This is a genomic window from Hyphomonas sp. TMED31, assembly GCF_002172815.1.
GTDB lineage: Bacteria > Pseudomonadota > Alphaproteobacteria > Caulobacterales > Hyphomonadaceae > Hyphomonas > Hyphomonas atlantica.
Window position 1 is genome coordinate 50,246 of sequence record NZ_NHCK01000036.1, and the last position, 17,894, is coordinate 68,139.

General features: G+C 56.6%; 16 protein-coding genes. 12 read left to right on the forward strand and 4 right to left on the reverse strand.

Translation table 11 applies throughout. The annotated features are described in order from the left end of the window. The first annotated feature begins 22 nt into the window (after window positions 1-22). Together CBB91_RS05715 and CBB91_RS05720 are read left to right on the forward strand one after the other, a co-directional pair. Complete coding sequence (locus tag CBB91_RS05715) at window positions 23-1,642, forward strand: hypothetical protein (protein ID WP_273012718.1); 1,620 nt, start codon at window positions 23-25, stop codon at window positions 1,640-1,642. 92 nt (window positions 1,643-1,734) lie between these two features. Further along, the gene (locus tag CBB91_RS05720) at window positions 1,735-2,556 is read left to right on the forward strand and encodes a TIGR00282 family metallophosphoesterase (protein WP_273012720.1); all 822 of its coding nucleotides are present in this window, start codon (window positions 1,735-1,737) and stop codon (window positions 2,554-2,556) included. Between the two features lie 58 nt (window positions 2,557-2,614). On the opposite strand, the gene CBB91_RS05725 is transcribed toward CBB91_RS05720, so the two are convergent. After that, window positions 2,615-3,253, reverse strand: coding sequence for a peroxiredoxin (locus CBB91_RS05725; RefSeq protein ID WP_273012722.1), 639 nt, complete (start codon window positions 3,251-3,253; stop codon window positions 2,615-2,617). Window positions 3,254-3,379: 126 nt separating this feature from the next. Between CBB91_RS05725 and CBB91_RS05730 the strand changes: the two genes are divergently transcribed. Further along, complete coding sequence (locus CBB91_RS05730; protein ID WP_273012723.1) at window positions 3,380-3,910, forward strand: histidine phosphatase family protein; 531 nt, start codon at window positions 3,380-3,382, stop codon at window positions 3,908-3,910. 89 nt (window positions 3,911-3,999) lie between these two features. Here the strand turns inward: CBB91_RS05730 and CBB91_RS05735 are convergent, their stop codons facing one another. Together CBB91_RS05735 and CBB91_RS05740 are read right to left on the reverse strand one after the other, a co-directional pair. Continuing rightward, entirely contained in the window at window positions 4,000-4,305 is a 306-nt protein-coding gene (locus CBB91_RS05735) for a UrcA family protein (RefSeq protein ID WP_273012725.1), read from the reverse strand. 555 nt (window positions 4,306-4,860) lie between these two features. After that, window positions 4,861-6,399, reverse strand: a complete 1,539-nt coding sequence (locus tag CBB91_RS05740; RefSeq protein WP_273012727.1) for an FAD-binding domain-containing protein — start codon at window positions 6,397-6,399, stop codon at window positions 4,861-4,863. 129 nt (window positions 6,400-6,528) lie between these two features. On the opposite strand from CBB91_RS05740, the gene CBB91_RS05745 reads away from it, so the two are divergent. From CBB91_RS05745 to CBB91_RS05760, 4 genes are all read left to right on the forward strand, one after another. Beyond that, window positions 6,529-7,962, forward strand: coding sequence for a glycosyltransferase family 2 protein (locus CBB91_RS05745; protein WP_273012729.1), 1,434 nt, complete (start codon window positions 6,529-6,531; stop codon window positions 7,960-7,962). A gap of 111 nt (window positions 7,963-8,073) precedes the next feature. Beyond that, window positions 8,074-9,288, forward strand: coding sequence for an acyl-CoA dehydrogenase family protein (locus CBB91_RS05750; protein WP_273012731.1), 1,215 nt, complete (start codon window positions 8,074-8,076; stop codon window positions 9,286-9,288). A 3-nt stretch (window positions 9,289-9,291) separates the two neighbouring features. Beyond that, window positions 9,292-9,615 (forward strand): hypothetical protein, encoded by a 324-nt coding sequence (locus CBB91_RS05755; RefSeq protein ID WP_035547429.1) that lies wholly within the window; start codon window positions 9,292-9,294, stop codon window positions 9,613-9,615. Beyond that, window positions 9,612-10,748: an acyl-CoA dehydrogenase family protein gene (locus CBB91_RS05760; RefSeq protein ID WP_273012733.1), complete on the forward strand. Its 1,137-nt coding sequence runs from the start codon at window positions 9,612-9,614 to the stop codon at window positions 10,746-10,748. The genes CBB91_RS05755 and CBB91_RS05760 overlap by 4 nt, the downstream gene beginning before the upstream one ends. A gap of 81 nt (window positions 10,749-10,829) precedes the next feature. Here CBB91_RS05760 and CBB91_RS05765 read toward each other — a convergent pair whose 3' ends face one another. Further along, window positions 10,830-11,258, reverse strand: coding sequence for a DUF2853 family protein (locus CBB91_RS05765; protein ID WP_081805978.1), 429 nt, complete (start codon window positions 11,256-11,258; stop codon window positions 10,830-10,832). Window positions 11,259-11,637: 379 nt separating this feature from the next. Between CBB91_RS05765 and CBB91_RS05770 the strand changes: the two genes are divergently transcribed. From CBB91_RS05770 to CBB91_RS05790, 5 genes are all read left to right on the forward strand, one after another. Continuing rightward, window positions 11,638-13,131 (forward strand): FMN-binding glutamate synthase family protein, encoded by a 1,494-nt coding sequence (locus tag CBB91_RS05770; protein WP_345906737.1) that lies wholly within the window; start codon window positions 11,638-11,640, stop codon window positions 13,129-13,131. A gap of 176 nt (window positions 13,132-13,307) precedes the next feature. Further along, window positions 13,308-14,702: a trehalose-6-phosphate synthase gene (locus CBB91_RS05775; RefSeq protein WP_035547420.1), complete on the forward strand. Its 1,395-nt coding sequence runs from the start codon at window positions 13,308-13,310 to the stop codon at window positions 14,700-14,702. Next, window positions 14,657-15,433 carry a trehalose-phosphatase gene (otsB, locus tag CBB91_RS05780; RefSeq protein WP_345906738.1) on the forward strand — a complete coding sequence of 259 codons (777 nt, stop codon included), beginning with the start codon at window positions 14,657-14,659 and terminating at the stop codon, window positions 15,431-15,433. Before CBB91_RS05775 ends, otsB begins: the two co-directional genes overlap by 46 nt. Then, complete coding sequence (locus CBB91_RS05785; protein ID WP_272981879.1) at window positions 15,430-17,196, forward strand: glycoside hydrolase family 15 protein; 1,767 nt, start codon at window positions 15,430-15,432, stop codon at window positions 17,194-17,196. Before otsB ends, CBB91_RS05785 begins: the two co-directional genes overlap by 4 nt. A gap of 90 nt (window positions 17,197-17,286) precedes the next feature. Beyond that, window positions 17,287-17,894 (forward strand): circularly permuted type 2 ATP-grasp protein (locus tag CBB91_RS05790; RefSeq protein WP_273012740.1); only part of this gene is annotated, 608 nt, incomplete at its 3' end.

Genomic DNA, 17,894 nt, shown 5'->3' on the forward strand with positions numbered 1-17,894 from the left:
CAACTATTTTAAGGGACCAAACATGAAATATCTGCTCACAGGCGTTGCCGCCATCGCCATGCTTACGGCTTGCGGGGACAATGACAAGCCAGATGATGGTGCAAGCTCAGAATATGCTGTGCAAGACATCACAGCGCGCGCGGGTGACCCGGCAACTGCACCGCAGGCATTGGCCGCTTTCGCGCTGGATGGGTCCGATTCGACGCGTCTCACATTCGCGGGTAGCGACATCAAGGGCGACAAGGCCGTATTCACGGATGTGACGCTTTTGTCGGCCGATGATGACGACGATTCAGACGAGGACGGCATTGATCTTGATGGCACCGTCGTAAAGGCGAAGAAGCTTGAGCTTGATGGCCTCGCAATGGTCGACGGGAAAGCAAGCTTCTCGAAGATGGTCATGAGCGACATTTCGCTCGTTCCGACAGACCCGGAAGAGGCCGAAGAGGGAAGCGCAACGATTGGCTCGATCCAACTTGTAAATCCTTCACCTGAACTGGCAGCCTGGGTCGCGAGCGCATTCAGTGATGCTGATCATGGTGACCTGCCGACCGGCGACGCCCTGTCGTTCGACCTCTGGTCAGTTGGCGATGTTAACATGCAGATCAATGAAGAAGACGGCGAGACCGGTACCTTCCTGATCGATGCCATTTCCGTCAGTGGCCTGAAAGACCGCAAGGCAGCGGGGATGTCCCTCAAGAACATGAAGTTCGACATGTTCGACCCGTCTGAAGACACGACCGTGAAAGCGAATATCGGTGATGTCAGCGTCGAAGGCTTCGACTTTGCGGTATTTGTACCGGAAGAAGGCGAAAGCCTAGAGGACAGTTTTGAGTCAGGCTTCATGTCTGGACTGAATGCTCAGGACCCTGCGAATCCAGGCTACAAGTCCATCAGCATGAAGGACCTCAACTTCGACGTATCCGGCGTCAATTTCGATATGCCGTCTCTCGTTTCCAAAGTGAGCCACGACAAACAGGGCCGCGCGGTGAAGGTCGTGACCGAACCGGTGAAGATGGTGCTGAATGCAGGCGATGGCGAACTTGGCCAACAACTGGGTACGCAACTTGCGACGCTCGGCTATGAAAAGCTGGAGCTGACCATGGCGAGCGAGCAGTCTTACGATCCGGATGCTGACATTGTGACCTTGGCCAAGGGTAAGAACTACTGGGAGCTCAAAGATGGCTTCCGCCTCGATTTTGGTGCCAAGTATGAAGGCGCCAGCGCAATGGCAGCTGCGCAGGCAGAGCAGGGTGACGCATCTGCAGACCCATCTGCCATGATGGATGCTGTCATGGAGAAGCTGACGATCCATTCGCTTGACCTGGCGCTGGACGATAATGGCATCGTGGATCGTGCCTTCAACGCATACGCGGCCCAGAGCGGCGAAGACCCGCAGCAATTGCGCAATCAGACTGCTGGCATGTTGGCCATGGCTCCGATGATGGCTGCTGGATCCGGTATTGATCCGGAATTGGTGACAGAAGCTGCAACAGCTCTGTCCAGCTTCATCACCGATCCGAAAACGTTGACGCTGTCGTTGAACCCGGCTGCGCCGCTGAAAGTATCAACGCTGGCAGACATGGAAGATCCGTCCGGTCTGACCAAGTCGGCGCTCGGTTTCTCGGCCTCCAACGAATAGGTCGCCAGGCAAACCAGACGTATAGGCGCGTGCATCCCGTGTGGGTGCACGCGCTTTTCTTTGCGTGCTAGTCGAGGCATAGACTGGCTGTCATGAAACTGGCTTTTTTTGGAGATGTGGTCGGAAAGCCCGGCCGGCAGGCCGTGTTGGACCATCTACCGGGTCTGAAAGCGCGTCTGCGTCTCGATTTTGTCGTTGTAAATGCAGAAAATTCTGCGGGCGGCTTCGGGTTGACCAGCGCTATCGCGGAGGAGTTCTTCGCGGCTGGCGCGGACTGTCTGACGCTGGGGGACCATGCCTGGGACCAGCGCGAGGCGCTCACTTATATTGAACGCGAACCGCGTCTGCTGCGCCCATTGAATTATCCGCCGGCTGCCAATGCGCCCGGTAAGGGCGCAAACCTGTTCAGCCTGCCCGATGGCCGCCGCGTGGGCGTGATCCAGGTTCAGGGTAACGTGTTCATGAAACAGGTGTTGAGCAATCCGTTCTCCGCGGTGGATGAAGCGCTCGATTCAATGCCTCTTGGCGCTGTGGCTGATGCGGTGATTGTGGATATGCATTGCGAGGCGACCAGTGAGAAAATGGCGATGGGCCATTACTGTGATGGTCGGGCCAGTCTGGTTGTTGGCAGTCATACGCATGTGCCAACCGCCGATACGATGATCCTTGAAGCAGGTACGGCCTATCAGACAGATGCTGGCATGTGCGGTGACTATGACAGTGTGATCGGGATGCAGAAGCAGATCTCGCTCTATCGCTTCGAGACCCAGCTTCCCGGCGAACGTTATCAGCCGGCCCTGGGCGAAGGCACACTCTGCGGAACCTATGTTGAGACAGATGATGCGACCGGGCTTGCGACCCGTATCGAAGCCATTCGCGTCGGCGGAAGGCTCAGCGATGCGGTGCCTTCCTGACTTCTCCTGAAACTGAAGCGCCCCGAGACCTCGGTCTCAGGGCGTTCGTGGAACCGAGTTATTTCCCCGGCTGCGCAGTGTAGCGGAGATAGGGTTTCACCGCCTTGTAACCTGACGGGAAAAGCCGATCGATCTCGTCAGGATCTGTCAGCGATGGCACGATGATCACATCATCNCCGTTCTGCCAGTTCACAGGAGTCGCAACCTTGTGATTGTCNGTGAGTTGAAGGCTGTCGATGAGACGCAGGATTTCGTCAAAGTTCCGCCCGGCACTGGGCGGGTAAATGATGGACGCGCGAATTTTCTTGTTCGGATCGATGACATACACAGCGCGCACGGTGACTTTCGCGTCCGCACTTGGGTGGATCATGTTGTAGAGGGTTGCCACGCTCCGGTCCGGATCGGCGATGATCGGGAATTCCACGGTTGTGTCTTGGGTTTCCTCAATGTCGGANATCCAATTCTTGTGGTCCTCCAGACTGTCGACGGAGATCACCAGTGCTTTTGCGCCGCGCCTCGCAAACTCGTCCTTGAGTTTAGCTGTATAGCCGAGCTCCGTGGTGCAGACAGGTGTGAAATCGGCCGGGTGAGAGAAGAAGACCACCCAGTCTTCGCCAATCCATTCGTGAAACCGAATGCGGCCTTCTGTCGTGTCGGCTTCAAAGTCCGGGGCAACGTCGCCAATCAGAAGGCTCATATTACCATACTCCTGTCTCTTGATTTCTGACAGGAAAGTGGTGCCTAAGAAGAAGCAAACCAATGCGCAGCATCTCAAGCTGTCGATAAGTTTTTCTAATGCCCGGTCAGGGAAGAAGGAATTTGAATGAAACGTCTCATTCTCATGCGTCATGCCAAGACCGAACCCTGGGCAGAAGGCATTGACGATTTTAGCCGGGCGTTGACCGAGCGTGGGAAAGAAGATGCAAAGCGCATGGCCGAGGAACTTGTTGCCACNGGCTGGAGCCCCGAACGCATTCTCGTATCAACNGCGCGTCGGGCGCGGGAGACCTGTTCTGAAGTGGCGAAGATTGTGGAGGGCGAGAAGGTACGCCCGATGGAAAACCTGTATCTCACCGGCGTTCGCGGTCTGACCGAGGCCATCTGCCACAATGACGGGGCAGGTACCCTGATGGTGATTGGGCATAATCCGGGGCTGCATGATTTTGCCATGGAGATTTTGCGCGAAGCCGGGAGCCAGGATCATCAGGAATCTGTCAGGCTGATCGAGAAATTTCCGACCAGTTGCTGCGCTCTCTTCGAGAGTGAACAGGACGGGGCCTTTCTGCCGGTCCATTTCAAACTGACTCAAATTCTGCGTGCGAAGGACCTTCGCGAGGCTGATGCGCCACTCTGACGAAAAAAGCCCTGCCGGTGAAGGCAGGGCGGAGATCCTGGTCGGTCAGGCGGTTTGGAGAGGCTGAGACCCTGCCGACCGGATCAGTGCTAGTTTGATTGGTAGTGCACGTTGGTGAACGTGTCGTGGTCCACGTAAGCGACGACCTTCTTCATCATTTTACGTTCGCATTGGCGCACAGCCAGCGCTTTTCCGAAATTGTAAGCGACGTGTTCTGAAGTACACCGAGCGTTCACTTCGTCGCGGATACGGTCGTACTCTTCCTGGGCACCGACAACCGTTTCCAGTTGCGTGCGGTTCACGTCGATTTCCATCTTGAATTCATCTGANGCGGCAAAGGCTGGCGCGGTNGCGACGGAAGCGGCGACGGCAAGNGCGGTGAAANTGCGGATCATGGCAGTATTCCTTTCGAATTTCGGTGAGANAATCAGGGCAGGGTGGCTGGCGCCGCATCGATCAGGGGATTGGGGGATGCGGCGCCAGCAGGNCAGGCTTAGCGNGCTTCGCGGCGGGCGAAGCGACGGCGGCGGCGGACCAGAAGGTTCTGACGACCCTCCGCTGTGACATCATTGGCCGGCCGGGTCCGGTGAGTTGCCTCTCCGGTCATGATGGAGAGGGCCATCATGCTTTCGGTGNNTGGTGCGGCGATGTCGCTCTGACGGGCGCGGGGGATCATGATTTTCAATTCCTTCTAGCTTTCTGTTGATGTCCTTGGCGAGACCATCCCGCCGCCGACACCCTCTATCTAGGTCAGAAATTATCGAAAATCAATAAGTTTTTATCGAAAAATAATAAATACCAACAAATTCAAGGCACTGTTGTTTGCCGAATATCGATATGATTGTGCGTTTTTCAAGTCAAGCGATGCCGAATAAGCTGGAGAAGAATTCATGCAATGCATTGTAGCGCTGAATCGATGCGACAAGCGGAACCCGTTCCGTTCGCATGGATCAGGCATGGCCACCCAAATCGAAGCTGAGCTGAACCGACTTGGCAGGTAAGGCGTGGACACGTCCAGACTTCGACATGCCCGCCCTGCGCGCCATATTCGGCCGTGCCGGAACACCAAATGGCAACGCATGCGAACTTTGCTCAGGGAACAGGTGACGGCGAGCCGCCCTGGCCGCAGCCATATGATCAACCATTCTCATCGGATAGGATTGGCCCAAGACAATGCCCTTCTCGGCGAGCAGACTTTTTGGGGCATCCCAAGGCGAGTGGATCAGCGCGTCCGGGAGGTCAGCGATTTCAGGTATCCATTTTCGAATAAAGGTGCCCTCAGGATCGCGCATCTGGGAGTGTCGTACCGGATTCGGAATTTGCCCGACGGGGTGTGAGCTGACGCCGACAACTTTCCGTGCGTTCCCATAGAACAGGGCCCCGTCAAAATCGGGGGAGAGCCGCGCCAGATGCTGGGCAGGCGCAGTCGGATCCAGCCAGAGATGGCACGTCGCGAATGACAGAAGCAGGCTGCGCAACTCCGATTCGAGGCGTCCGGTGGCCTGAAGGCAGCGCATGCTGGCATCAAGAAGTGGGAAACCTGTGCGGCCACTGGCCCAGGCAGCCAAGCGGGGATCTGCCGCGCCGACCATTTCACGTTTGAAAATATCATGTGGAAGACCGGCATTCTCAACCTGCTCACGCCGTGGTTTGGCGGTCAGCAGGCGAGACCTTTGTTCCAGATTCTCAACAAATGCGTCGAGCGAGGCGGCAAACGTCTCATCCCCATCGGATAGAAGGGCACCTTTGGCACGCATCGCCGCCTGCCAGACCTCGCGATCCGATAATGTGCCCCAGTTCAGGTAGGGGGACAGGCCGGAGGCAGATGATTCCCGGTCCGTAACAGAGAGATTGCGTTTGGAGGCCGGCCGTCCGCGACCTGACAGATATTGGCGCAGCTGAAGCACACCATTGGTGCGGCCTCCAGTCTGGCGGCCTGCACATGCGTCGTCACCCAATCCGTAATCTGATGCGACTGGCCAGTCTTCCGACACCATATCAGGCGTGTCCAAGTTTTCCGGTGCATTGAGACGTGGCTGGCGCATGTAGTGCCGGAAAGCGGTTTCCGACTCTCCCGGAGTTAATGGCATCGCACGCCTTACGGCCTGCTCGCGCAATGGGATTCCGGCTTTCATGGCCCAGCTGCGGACGTGCTGAACGCGTTCCGTCTCTTCCGGATCGTGACTTGCCGCATGGAAGTGGAGGGAGGCGATCCCGTACTGGGTGTGAATTTGCGACAGGACTTCGGCTGCGTTGCCGGATCTCAGGCACAACTTGCTTCCGCGTTTGCGCAGGGCGCCGTCGAGATCTGCAAGGGATTCCAGAAGAAAGTCGAATTGGCGGCCGGATGTGTCCGGGCGATGCCAATGCCGGGTATCAAAAATGTAGAGGGGCAGGACCTGCCCGCCTGATGCGCAGGCGGCCACAAGGGCTGCGTGATCATGCACCCGCAAGTCTCGTCTGAACCAGATGACATGTAGATCGCTCATGGAACAAATATAGAACATTGTTCCTCTTTGTCCAATCTTTTCGGCGCATGCGCTAATTCATTGCGAAACCGAAACAAATTCAACTTCTGGTTTCTTGCGGGTCAATGGTAAAGTTCGTCTTTACCATTTATGGGCGCTGAGGGAGTTACTGCGCGGGATCGTTTCCCGCTGCATCTGTTTGATAATCTTGCTGAACCGAAGCCCGACCCGCGATTGGCGGAGGATGCGGCCGAGGCCTTCCCAGCAAGATTTCTTGGCATGTCTGCCAAGACCGGTATGGCCACTGATCAGGCCAAACTGCTTCGACATTTGCTGGCAGTGTCCGGAGTCTGCGGACTTTTTGCGCCTGGTTGGTTGCTATCGATTTTTGGAGCCGTGGGGATTGGCGTATTCGCGTTGATGATTCTGTACCGGCTCGGCCTGGTCCTGTTCGGCCCGAGTTCCGTTCATCTTCTGACCAATCCCGCATCGTTGTCGTTGCTCCTGCCGACCTACACCATCCTGATTGCTCTCAAGGACGAGGCGGCATGCATGCCGCAATTGGCAAACAGTCTGATGTCGTTGGAATATCCACGGCGCCTGCTGGATGTGAAGCTTCTTTTGGAGGAGGGGGATCATGATACGAAAAACGCAATTCATGAGCAGATATGGCCCGAGGGAACTGAGCTTGTTGTGCTGCCGCGCGGTCAGCCGCAGACGAAACCGCGTGCGCTGAACTACGGACTGGCGCGGGCCAGGGGAGCATTTGTCACGGTCTATGATGCGGAGGATCGTCCGAACCCCGGTCAGCTGATGGAGGCGGCCCGCCGGTTCGCCTGGGACCCGCAGCTTGCTTGTGTGCAGGCGCCACTATCGGGCAATGTGCGTGGCGGCGGCTGGTTGTCGCGCCATTGGGCGCTGGAATACGCAATCCAGTTCAACCGCATGATGCCGGCGCTGGCCCGGTTGCGTATGCCGATCCCACTTGGCGGAACCAGCAATCATTTTCGCAAGGCGGCACTTCAGGCGGTTGGCGGCTGGGACGCCTGGAATGTGACCGAAGACGCCGATCTCGGACTACGTTTCGCAAGATTGGGAAAGAAGGTTGATGTTATTGCGCCGCCGACTGTCGAAACCCCACCTCAACAGCTCGATGTATGGGTCGGTCAGCGATCCCGCTGGTTGAAGGGGTTCATCCAGACCTGGCTCGTTCTGATGCGGTATCCATCCACGGCCATAAAGGAGATGGGCGTTCTGGGGTTCATCTCGATGCAATTGAGCCTCGGCGCATCTATCTTGTCGGCACTTGTCCATCTGCCCTGGCTTGTCTGGTGCGCGGTTTGCCTCTTGGTGCCGGACGCAAGTATAGGGTCGATCAGCTTGGGCATGTTGGCAGCGTCCTATGCTGTTGGCGTGATCGCGGCGCTGACTGTACCGACGTCTTCTTTTGCGGTCCGGCTGCGGGATATCCTGACTATCCCTTTTTACTGGCCTCTTCAGTACTTCGCTATGATGCGCGCGCTTTACAGCCTGTCGCGGCGACCGCATTTCTGGGTGAAGACGCCACACGATATGGACGCCTGACGGAGCCGGGGACAGCGCCCCCACATTTTCTAACGCAAGGTCAATGCTTGGCGGTCCTTCGGCTTGGGCATACAGTCGATGCACGATCTGTTGCCCCCAGAGGAGTCCGATATGGCGTATGATGAATCAGTCGACCTAGAGCAGTTTCGCGCTGAAACGCGCGAATGGCTTGAAGAAAATTGCCCCCCTTCGATGCGTACGCCCATGAAGGATGACGAGATTGTCTGGGGTGGAAAACGCGAAAAGTTCAAGAACCCTGAAGCGAAGGTCTGGCTGGAGCGGATGGGTGAAAAGGGTTGGACCGCGCCGGAGTGGCCAGCAAAGTATGGCGGCGGCGGCCTCAGCCGTGAGCAGAACCGCGTGCTGCAGGAAGAGCTGCGCCGCATCAAGGCGCGGCCTGCCTTGTTCTCTTTCGGGCTCTGGATGTTCGGCCCGGCGCTTCTGGAATTTGGAAATGAAGAACAGAAACTGCGCTTCATCCCGGATATCGTAAAGGGCAAGACACGCTGGTGTCAGGGCTATTCCGAGCCGGGTGCGGGGTCTGATCTGGCAGACTTGCAGACGCGTTGCGAAGACAAGGGCGATCATTACCTGATCAATGGTCAGAAAGTCTGGACCTCCTACGCTGACAAGGCTGACTGGATTTTCTGTCTGGTGCGGACCGATACGAGCACCAAGCATGAAGGGATCAGCTTCATCCTGTTCGACATGGAGAGCGAAGGCGTTGAAGCGCGTCCAATTCTGCTGATTTCCGGCGAGAGCCCATTTTGCGAAACATTCTTCACGGATGTGAAAGTGCCGAAAGACCAATTGGTCGGCGAAGTGAATGGTGGCTGGCAGATCGCCAAACGCTTGCTGCAATTCGAGCGCTCGTCCATTTCTGCCGGAGGCTTTGGCGGCACAGGTGGCTCTGGCATTCTGGGGCCGGAAGAATACGCCAAGATGCACATTGGCACCGACAGTGAAGGTCGCCTGATAGATGGTGACCTCCGTGGGCGGATCACTGACCACAAGATGTATTCCAAGGCATTCAACCTGACTGTTCAACGCCAGGCAGAGCAAGCCAAAGCGGGCCAGCAAGTTGGCCATACGGCATCCATTCTGAAGTATGGTGCTGCGAAGATGAACCAGGACCGGCATGAGCTACTCGTTGAGGCGCTCGGCACGGAAGGGCTTGGCTGGGAAGGCGAGGGCTTTGATCCGGCAGCCAAGAAGGTCACGCGCCAATGGCTGCGCTCAAAAGGTAACTCGATCGAGGGCGGTACGAGTGAGATCAATCTGAACGTGATCTCCAAACGCGTGCTGGGCCTCAAGGACCACAAGTAACTCATGTCGTCCACGCAGATCATCCTTCTGTTTCTCGGCACACCGTTCATGGCCGGAGTCCTGGCTCCGTTCTTCCGTGGGCGTTGGCTGGTGCAGTCGGCTGTGTGGATGTTCGCGCTGCTGTCCACGCTTGCCGCACTTTATGTGTGGGCGGGTATGGAGGCGGCGCGCCTCGAATTGACAAGCATCAGGCTGGCACTCGCTGCCAGCGCTCTCTGGAGTACGGCCGGGCTGGCCGGACTGCTGGTTGGGCGCGAAGCGGAAAACGTGCGGCGTGTTGCAAAGAACACCAGGGACAAACGCAAGGCTTCGGAGATATTCAGATGACATTCCTTTTGACGGAAGACCAGGAAATGCTGCGGGATACCGCAATGGCATTTGCGCGCGATGAACTGCCAGTGACGCGCCTGCGCAAATTGCGTGATAGTGGGGCAAACGGTGTGGACCCGGACACACGCCAGAAGCTGGCCGAACTTGGCTTCTTTGGTGTGATTATTCCGGATGAGCCAGGCGGTGAGCATTTCGGGCTTGTCGGCCTGGGTCAGATCCTGGAAGCGCAGGGGCGGACTCTGGCTGCCACACCCGTGCTTCAAACTGCATTGATCGCGGCCAGTGCATTACAGTTGGGTGGCAGTGCGGAACAACAGGCTGAATGGCTGCCAAAGATTGCTGGCGGAGACGCGACATTTGCGCTGGCGCTAGACGAAACCGCGCACTTCAATCCACTCGGTGTTGCAACGGAAGCTGAGCGTAATGGTCAGGGCTACACGCTGAATGGCATGAAGCGTTTCGTTGCCGATGCGCATCATGCTGACATGCTGATCGTGGTGGCCCGCACTTATGGCGAGGCGGGCGATAGGCACGGACTGACGCTGTTCCTTGTGCCAGCCGATGCCAAAGGCGTGTCAGTTCAGACGCTGAACTCCGTCGATTCGCATGGCGCGGCTCATATCACGCTGGAAGATGTGATCGTTCCGGACAGTGCAATCATTGGCGCGGTGGATAAAGGCGCCGATGTGCTGGAGCCAGTTCTTGATCGGGCGGCCATTGGACAGGCGGCAGAAATGCTTGGCAGTGCGCAAGCGGCATTCGACATGACGCTGGAATACCTGAACAGCCGCAAACAGTTCGGCCAGTTGATTGGATCGTTCCAGGCTCTGCAGCACCGCGCCGCAAAGATGTTCACTGAATTGGAGCTGACACGCTCTTGCGTGGCAGCTGCGCTTGCTGCCGTTGATGAGGGCAAGGACAATGTCGCCGAACTTGCAAGTCTCGCAAAAGCGAAGGCAAGCGAACTGGTGCATCTGGTGTCCAATGAGTGCGTGCAGATGCATGGCGGTATCGGCATGACGGATGATGCTGATCCGGGCCTCTACATGAAACGTGCTCGTGTGCAGGAAGCCATGTTCGGATCCGCAAGCTGGCACCGGGATCGCTACGCGCGCCTAGCAGGCTACTAGCGGTTCGGAAACACTGAATGAAAAAAGCCGGGAAGGTCTGATCCTTCCCGGCTTTACTTTTATCTCGCAAGAGACGCTGGCTTAGCCCTTCAGGACCGATCCCTTCTTCAGGGCTTTGGCAATCAGGTAGTACATGACTGGACGATGTTTTGCGCGAACGGACTTTCCGTACTTCGCAACGGCGTCGGCAATGGCTGCGTCTGCTTTCGCATCGTCAGTTACACCAAGCTTCTTTGCAATGAAGCCTTTCTTGATGCGGGCCAGTTCTTCCTTGTCGGACGCAGCGACTGTCGCAGAGTCGGCCTTGTAGATTGTTGGCCCACAAGCTTTCACGGCGGCATTCAGAAGATCCATGTCGGAGCGTTTTTCACCAACCTTGTCTTTCAGGTCCGTGACATACTTCTCCATCAGCACTTCTTTCGGAGAAGGTGCCTTGGCGGCTTTTGTTGCAGTTGGTGCAGCGGCTTTCTTCGGCGCCGCGGCTTTCTTGGCTTTGGTTGCTTTTGCCATGGGAGTTTCTCCTCAATGGGCCCGACGAACGGGCGTGTTTGAATTTACGCAGCTCACAATACGAATCAGTTTGAAACGTGAATTGGACACTGAACTGTTTTTCCACAGCCTGCCAACCCCTTTTCGGTAGTGAAACGATTCTCAGCAACATGAAGTATACGGACAAAATGGCAGTTGGGTTGCTGATCGCACGTTTCGTTCAGGGCGTGAACTACATTGATTGACCTGTGCGGATTGGGAGTACACATCTTGAGTGCAAACCAGACATGAGATGAGGGCTGACATGTTCCGATACTTGCCGTGGATCACTATCGTACTCCTGCTTGTCGGGTGTCTTGTGTTTTGGAGACTGCAGCCATGGCTGCTGTACGCAGCTGCCGTGCTTGCACTATTTGCGCTGACTGGCCTGTATGACGTCTTCCAGCGCAAGCACAGTCTTTGGCGAAACTATCCATTGGTGGCGCGGATCCGTTGGGTGGCGGAGGAGCTTCATCCCTTTCTGCGTGCCTACATTGTCGAAAGCGAAACAGAAGGTCGCCCTTTTAATCTGGAAGATCGGGCGATGGTGTACCGCCGAGCAAAGAATGTATCTTCGGTGGAGCCGTTTGGCAGTCATCTGGATATGGACAAGCCGCCCTATGAATGGCTGGCGCACTCTATCGCCGCACAACATCCCACCGAGAGCGACCCGCGCGTGATGGTGGGCGCGCCTGGCACGTCCCAGCCTTATTCGACAAGTGTCTTCAATATCTCCGCCATGAGTTTCGGGTCTCTGGGAGCGCACGCTATCTCAGCCCTTTCAAAAGGCGCCGCACTTGGGGGGTTCTATCACGACACGGGGGAAGGGGGTGTCTCGCGCTATCACCGACAGGGAGGGGGTGACTTGGTCTGGGAGCTTGGGTCTGGCTATTTCGGGTGTCGCGCATCTGATGGAAGCTTTGATGCTGCCAAGTTCGCCGAAACTTCCGCAGACCCCCAAATCAAGATGATCGAGGTGAAGCTGAGCCAGGGTGCCAAGCCAGGGCATGGCGGCGTGTTGCCGGGCGAGAAGGTGACTGCGGAAATCGCAGAAGCGCGCGGCATTGAAATCGGGCAGACTTGCATCTCTCCGCCTTCGCATTCTTCTTTCTCGACGCCCATCGAGATGCTGGAGTTTGTTGCCAGATTGCGTGATCTGTCAGGTGGCAAGCCTGTTGGTATCAAGTTCGCAGTCGGCAACCGGTGGGAAACCCTGGCGATCTGCAAGGCGATGCTGGAAACAGGTCTGCGCGTTGACTTCATGGTTGTCGACGGCGGCGAAGGTGGGACCGGCGCTGCGCCTGCGGAGTTTCTAGACCATGTTGGCACCCCCTTGCGTCAGGCACTCGTTCTTACGCGTAACGCCTTGGTTGGAACGGGGCTGAAGGATGAGGTTCGCCTTGCATGTTCGGGCAAGCAGATCAGCGCGTTCTCAATGGCCTCGTCTCTGGCACTTGGCGCAGATTGGGTGAACACAGCGCGTGGCTTCATGTTTGCGCTTGGCTGTATCCAGTCCCTCAATTGTCACAACAATACGTGCCCGACGGGCATTGCGACATCGAACATGTCACGCCAGCGTGGTCTGGTCGTCGAAGACAAGGCGATCCGCGTCAGGAATTTTCATCACAATACGGTAAAGGCGCTGATGGAAGTCGTCGGTGCCGCAGGGTGCGCGCATCCTTCTGAGCTGACGCCTCGCCATGTGATGCACAGGGTCACTGAAGACATCTCCTATACCGCCGAACGAGCCTACCAACTGATCTCCAACGGGCAATTGCTGGATGCGCCTGATGAGACCCAATTGGCTGAGGAATGGCGCATGGCACAGGCGGCAAGTTTCCACCCAGCAATTTAGCGGGAATAGGAGAAGGGGGCGGCCGCATCACAGTTTCACCGGAACCAGCCTTGTTTCATCCGGTTCTGTGCTAGTGCATAGAAAGCGGGCAGCATGATGGTTTCCGCATCCAGTCTTTGGCCGCGCGCTTTGGTCATGGCTGGACGCGGGTTAGACCAAGTGGGACAGGATGGGCAATGACTGAAACTGAGACGCCAAAGCGTAGTCGACTGATTGCGATTTCGAACAGGACCGCTGCGGGGCAGGAAAGCCGCGCCGGTGGGCTCGCTGTGGCTTTGTGGGACTCGCTTGCCGATACACGAGGACTCTGGATCGGCTGGAGCGGTCGCATTCTGGACTTTCCCAGCAATCGCGCCCGCAAATCCAGCGAGGATGGGGTGGAGTTTGCCCTGACGGACTATTCCCGCGATCAGTTCGATGGGTTTTACCTGGGCTATTCAAACAGCGTGCTGTGGCCAGTGATGCACAATCGTATCGATCTTGCCGTCTTCGATTCTTCGTTCTTTCGCTATTATGTGGAGATCAACGAGAAATTTTCCGACATTGTGCGACGTCAGGCGACAGAGGACGACTTGATCTGGGTGCACGATTACCACTTCCTGCTTTTGGGCGGTATATTGCGGGAAGAAGGATGGACAGGACGCTGCGGTTTCTTCCTGCATATTCCATTCCCCTCTCCAGAAGTCTTTCGCGCTATTCCGGAGCATCGCAAGCTTGCGAAAGGCCTGTGCGCTTATGATGTTGTCGGCCTGCAATGCCGGAAAGATCTGGCCAATCTGGCGCAGTATCTGGAAGAGGAATTCGGCGCCGAGGAACAGCCAGATGGCAAGTTCCTGGTTGAAGGTCGTATTGTGCATTTGCTGCATTGTCCGATCGGCATCGACAGCAAGTCATTCGCGCAGACAGCGCAGGACGAACCAGCAACGCGCGCCGCAAGCCGCCTGTCCCGGTTTCTTGGAGAGCGGGATCTGGTCATCGGTGTCGACCGAATGGATTACTCCAAGGGATTGCCACAGCGTTTCGAAGGCATGGCGGATCTGTTCGACAGATATCCCGAGCTGCACGGCAAGATCTCGTTCACGCAGATCGCGCCACCATCGCGCTCCGTTGTAGAAGAATATGCGCAGCTTCGCGAACAGCTGGATGCCCTGTCCGGGCGCATCAATGGAGACTATGGTGATCTCGACTGGATGCCGATCAGGTATCTCGCTCGCGGATATGATCGCGAGGAGATTGCCGGTCTATATAGACTTGCCACGGCGTGCCTTGTGACGCCTTTGCAGGATGGTATGAATTTGGTCGCCAAGGAGTTTGTCGCCGCGCAAGACCCGGAAGACCCCGGCGTGTTGATCTTGTCTCAGTTTGCCGGCGCAGCGGAGCAAATGAAGGAGGCTTTGATTATCAATCCTTATGACAGTTCGGCGATCGCCGAAGCCGTTAAGCAGGCGATTGAAATGCCGCGCGAGGAACGGCGGGAACGCTGGCAAAAGCTCTACGACAACATTTCCGAACAAGACATCGGCTGGTGGCGAAGCCGCTTCATGACCGCCTTCGAGCAGGTTCCGGCATGAGCCAGCCGGACGTCTCTCCTCCAAGGCTGGAAAATACGGTCGCATTGTTCCTCGATTTTGACGGCACATTGTCGCCGCTTCAGGATGATCCGGATGCCGTATTTCTGGCGCCGGGCATGGATGATGTGTTGATTCAGTTATCAGAGAAGCTGAATGGTGCGCTCGCCATCCTGTCTGGACGCGACCTGACGGATCTGTCCAAGCGCGTCCCGAATGCCTTGTGGCGTTTTGGAAATCATGGTCTCCGTTCCGCCGCTCCGGGAGAGAGGATGGCGGACACGGTGACGGACGCTCCTGATGGGCTCATCTGTCGGTTTCAATCTGTGATCAGCGCTTTTGACGGGGTGCGCCTGGAGAAGAAAGGGCCTGTTCTGGCTGTGCACTATCGCGCTGCGCCCGACAAGGGTGAGCAGTTGGCCTTGCAGTTGGAAAGCGCTCTTGCAGAGTATTCCGACTACGCGCTGCAATCCGGAAAGATGGTGCTTGAGGCGAAGCCGAGCGGGGCGAATAAGGGTGTCTGCCTTGAGAAGGCGATGCAGGCACCTCCCTTCGAGGGGCGGGTTCCCATTATGATTGGGGACGACAAGACAGATGAAGACGCCATTCTTGTCGCCAATCGTCTGGGTGGATGGTCTGTCAAAGTTGGAGAAGGGGCCAGCGCTGCAGAGTATCGGCTGACGTCCCATAAGGATGTCGAAAATTACCTGAAAGAGATGTTGGGAGATTTATGAGCCTGGATCTTGGAGTTGTCGGAAACGGGACTGTTGCCGGCCTGATCAATTCGCGCGGAGACTATGAATGGTTCTGCCTTCCGCGATTTGATGGTGAGCCTGTGTTCAACAAGCTGTTGGGTGGCGGCGGAACGTTCACCGTCTGGATGGAGGGCTTGACCAAGCGCTCCCAGACCTATGATCGCAACACGGCTATACTGCGCACGCGAATGGAGGCTGAAGACGGAGCAATTCTCGAGATTGTCGACTTTGCTCCGCGCTTTCAGCATAAGGGGCGCACTTTTCGGCCCGCGAGCCTGGTCCGGCGTTTCGAGGTAATCTCGGGCGCGCCGCAGCTGAAGATTTCCCTCACACCGGAAACGGATTGGGGCGGACGCCGCTTGAAGCCAATTCGAGGTGTCAATCATGTGCGCTTCGTCGATGAGGAATTGTCATTCCGGGTGACGACTGATGCGCCGGTTTCCTACATTCTGACAGAAACCAGCTTTATTCTGGATAAGGATGTGACCTTTATTCTGGGGGCTGATGAATCCCTGACGGATTCTCCTGGCGTCATTGCCCGTGATTGGGAAGAACGTACGCGCCAATACTGGGCGAAATGGGCGCGAAGCCTCGCCATTCCATTTGAGTGGCAGGATGAAGTTATCCGCGCTGCCATAACGCTCAAGCTGTGCGTGTTTGAGGAAACAGGCGGAATTGTTGCCGCGTTGACAACGTCCGTTCCTGAGCATGAAGGGTCTTCCCGCAACTGGGACTATCGCTTCTGCTGGATTCGTGATGCGTACTTTACTGTGACCGCGCTTAACCGACTGTCCGGAATGGGTACTTTGGAACATTATATGAGATGGGTGAGGAATATTGTTGCCCATTCGAAGGGTGGACATATTCAGCCTGTTTACGGAATCGGCCTTGAAGCGGACCTCACGGAAGACCTCGCGCCTCACTTGCCGGGATTCAGGGACTCAGGTCCGGTCCGGCGTGGCAACCAGGCTGCGGAGCACATTCAGCACGATGTGTACGGTCAGGTTGTATTGGGCGTTGCACAATCTTTCTTCGACCACAGACTGCTCGCTCAGCCCGGTATTGCGGAGTTCGAACAATTGGAGCCGGTGGGCGAACGGGCGTTTGCCGTTTACGACACACCGGATGCAGGCATCTGGGAATTCCGAACCATCGCTCATGTGCATACATCTTCCGCGATCATGTGCTGGGCCGCCTGTGATCGCCTCTCGCTGATCGCTGACAGGCTCGGACTTGAAAGTCGCGCTGCCTATTGGAGAGAGCGCGCAGACATAATTCATGCGACCATTTTGGACAAAGCCTGGAATGATGACGTCAAAGCTTTCACGGCCGCGTTCGGCGGTACGGATCTGGACGCGTCAGTCCTGCTGATGGCGGAGATCGGATTCCTGCCCGCCACGGACGAGCGCTATGTCGCCACAGTCGATGCAGTGGACCGGGATTTGCGCATGGGCGATCATGTGTACCGTTACAAGGTTGAGGACGATTTCGGGAAACCGAAGACCGCTTTTACGGCCTGCACGTTCTGGTTCATTGACGCGCTGTATCGCGTCGGCCGAGTCGAAGAGGCACGGCGCATGTTTGAGACTGTACTGGCCACCCGCAACCATCTGGGCCTCTTGTCTGAAGACGTGGATACCGAGACCGGTGAACTCTGGGGGAACTTCCCACAAACCTATTGCATGGTCGGAATCATCAATTCTGCGGCACTGCTGAGCAAGCCTTGGGCAGCAGTCACATAAACCTGCACAGTTTTAGCGAACTCGGTTCGATGCTGAGCGGCCGGAACTGAGTTTGTTGAACTGATTCAGCGACTGTGCGTTGCTGAAATCATGGGTGAGAGTGACGACGTCTTTGATGAAATGCATGGCTTCGGGGAAGCGGTACGGTCGCCGTACGCCCGCTATTCCTCCTGGTTTGAAGGCGCGACGCCGTCTGCACTGCTGAAGAAATCGCGGGAAGCGCGCACCTTTTTCCGTCGCACCGGCATTACGTTCAATGTTTACGGTGATGTTGAAGCCGATGAACGGCTGATTCCGTTTGATCTGGTGCCGCGTATTATTGGGGCCAGTGAGTGGGCTTTGCTGGTCCGCGGCATTGAACAGCGGGTCCGCGCCATCAATGCATTTCTTTACGACATCTATCATCGACAGGAGATCATTCGCGCGGGCCGTTTGCCCGAACACTTGATCCGCGAGAATGATGCATTCCTGCCCAAGATGATCGGTTTCGATCCGCCGGGCGGGATCTACACGCACATAGTTGGCATAGATCTGGTCAGAACAGGACCAAACGAATTCTTCGTGCTTGAGGATAATGCGCGGACACCATCTGGCGTTTCCTACATGCTGGAAAACCGGGAAACGATGTTGAAAATGTTTCCCGAGCTATTCGCGCAAGTGCCTGTGCAGCGTGTCTCCGGGTATCCTATGGCCCTTCG

Bases quoted from the DNA above. Each gene is read 5' to 3' on its own strand.
- CBB91_RS05715 (WP_273012718.1), top strand. From the start codon at position 23: ATGAAATATCTGCTCACAGGCGTTGCCGCCATCGCCATGCTTACGGCT.
- CBB91_RS05720 (WP_273012720.1), top strand. From the start codon at position 1,735: ATGAAACTGGCTTTTTTTGGAGATGTGGTCGGAAAGCCCGGCCGGCAG.
- CBB91_RS05740 (WP_273012727.1), bottom strand. From the start codon at position 6,399: ATGAGCGATCTACATGTCATCTGGTTCAGACGAGACTTGCGGGTGCAT.
- CBB91_RS05745 (WP_273012729.1), top strand. From the start codon at position 6,529: ATGGGCGCTGAGGGAGTTACTGCGCGGGATCGTTTCCCGCTGCATCTG.
- CBB91_RS05750 (WP_273012731.1), top strand. From the start codon at position 8,074: ATGGCGTATGATGAATCAGTCGACCTAGAGCAGTTTCGCGCTGAAACG.
- CBB91_RS05755 (WP_035547429.1), top strand. From the start codon at position 9,292: ATGTCGTCCACGCAGATCATCCTTCTGTTTCTCGGCACACCGTTCATG.
- CBB91_RS05760 (WP_273012733.1), top strand. From the start codon at position 9,612: ATGACATTCCTTTTGACGGAAGACCAGGAAATGCTGCGGGATACCGCA.
- CBB91_RS05765 (WP_081805978.1), bottom strand. From the start codon at position 11,258: ATGGCAAAAGCAACCAAAGCCAAGAAAGCCGCGGCGCCGAAGAAAGCC.
- CBB91_RS05775 (WP_035547420.1), top strand. From the start codon at position 13,308: ATGACTGAAACTGAGACGCCAAAGCGTAGTCGACTGATTGCGATTTCG.
- CBB91_RS05785 (WP_272981879.1), top strand. From the start codon at position 15,430: ATGAGCCTGGATCTTGGAGTTGTCGGAAACGGGACTGTTGCCGGCCTG.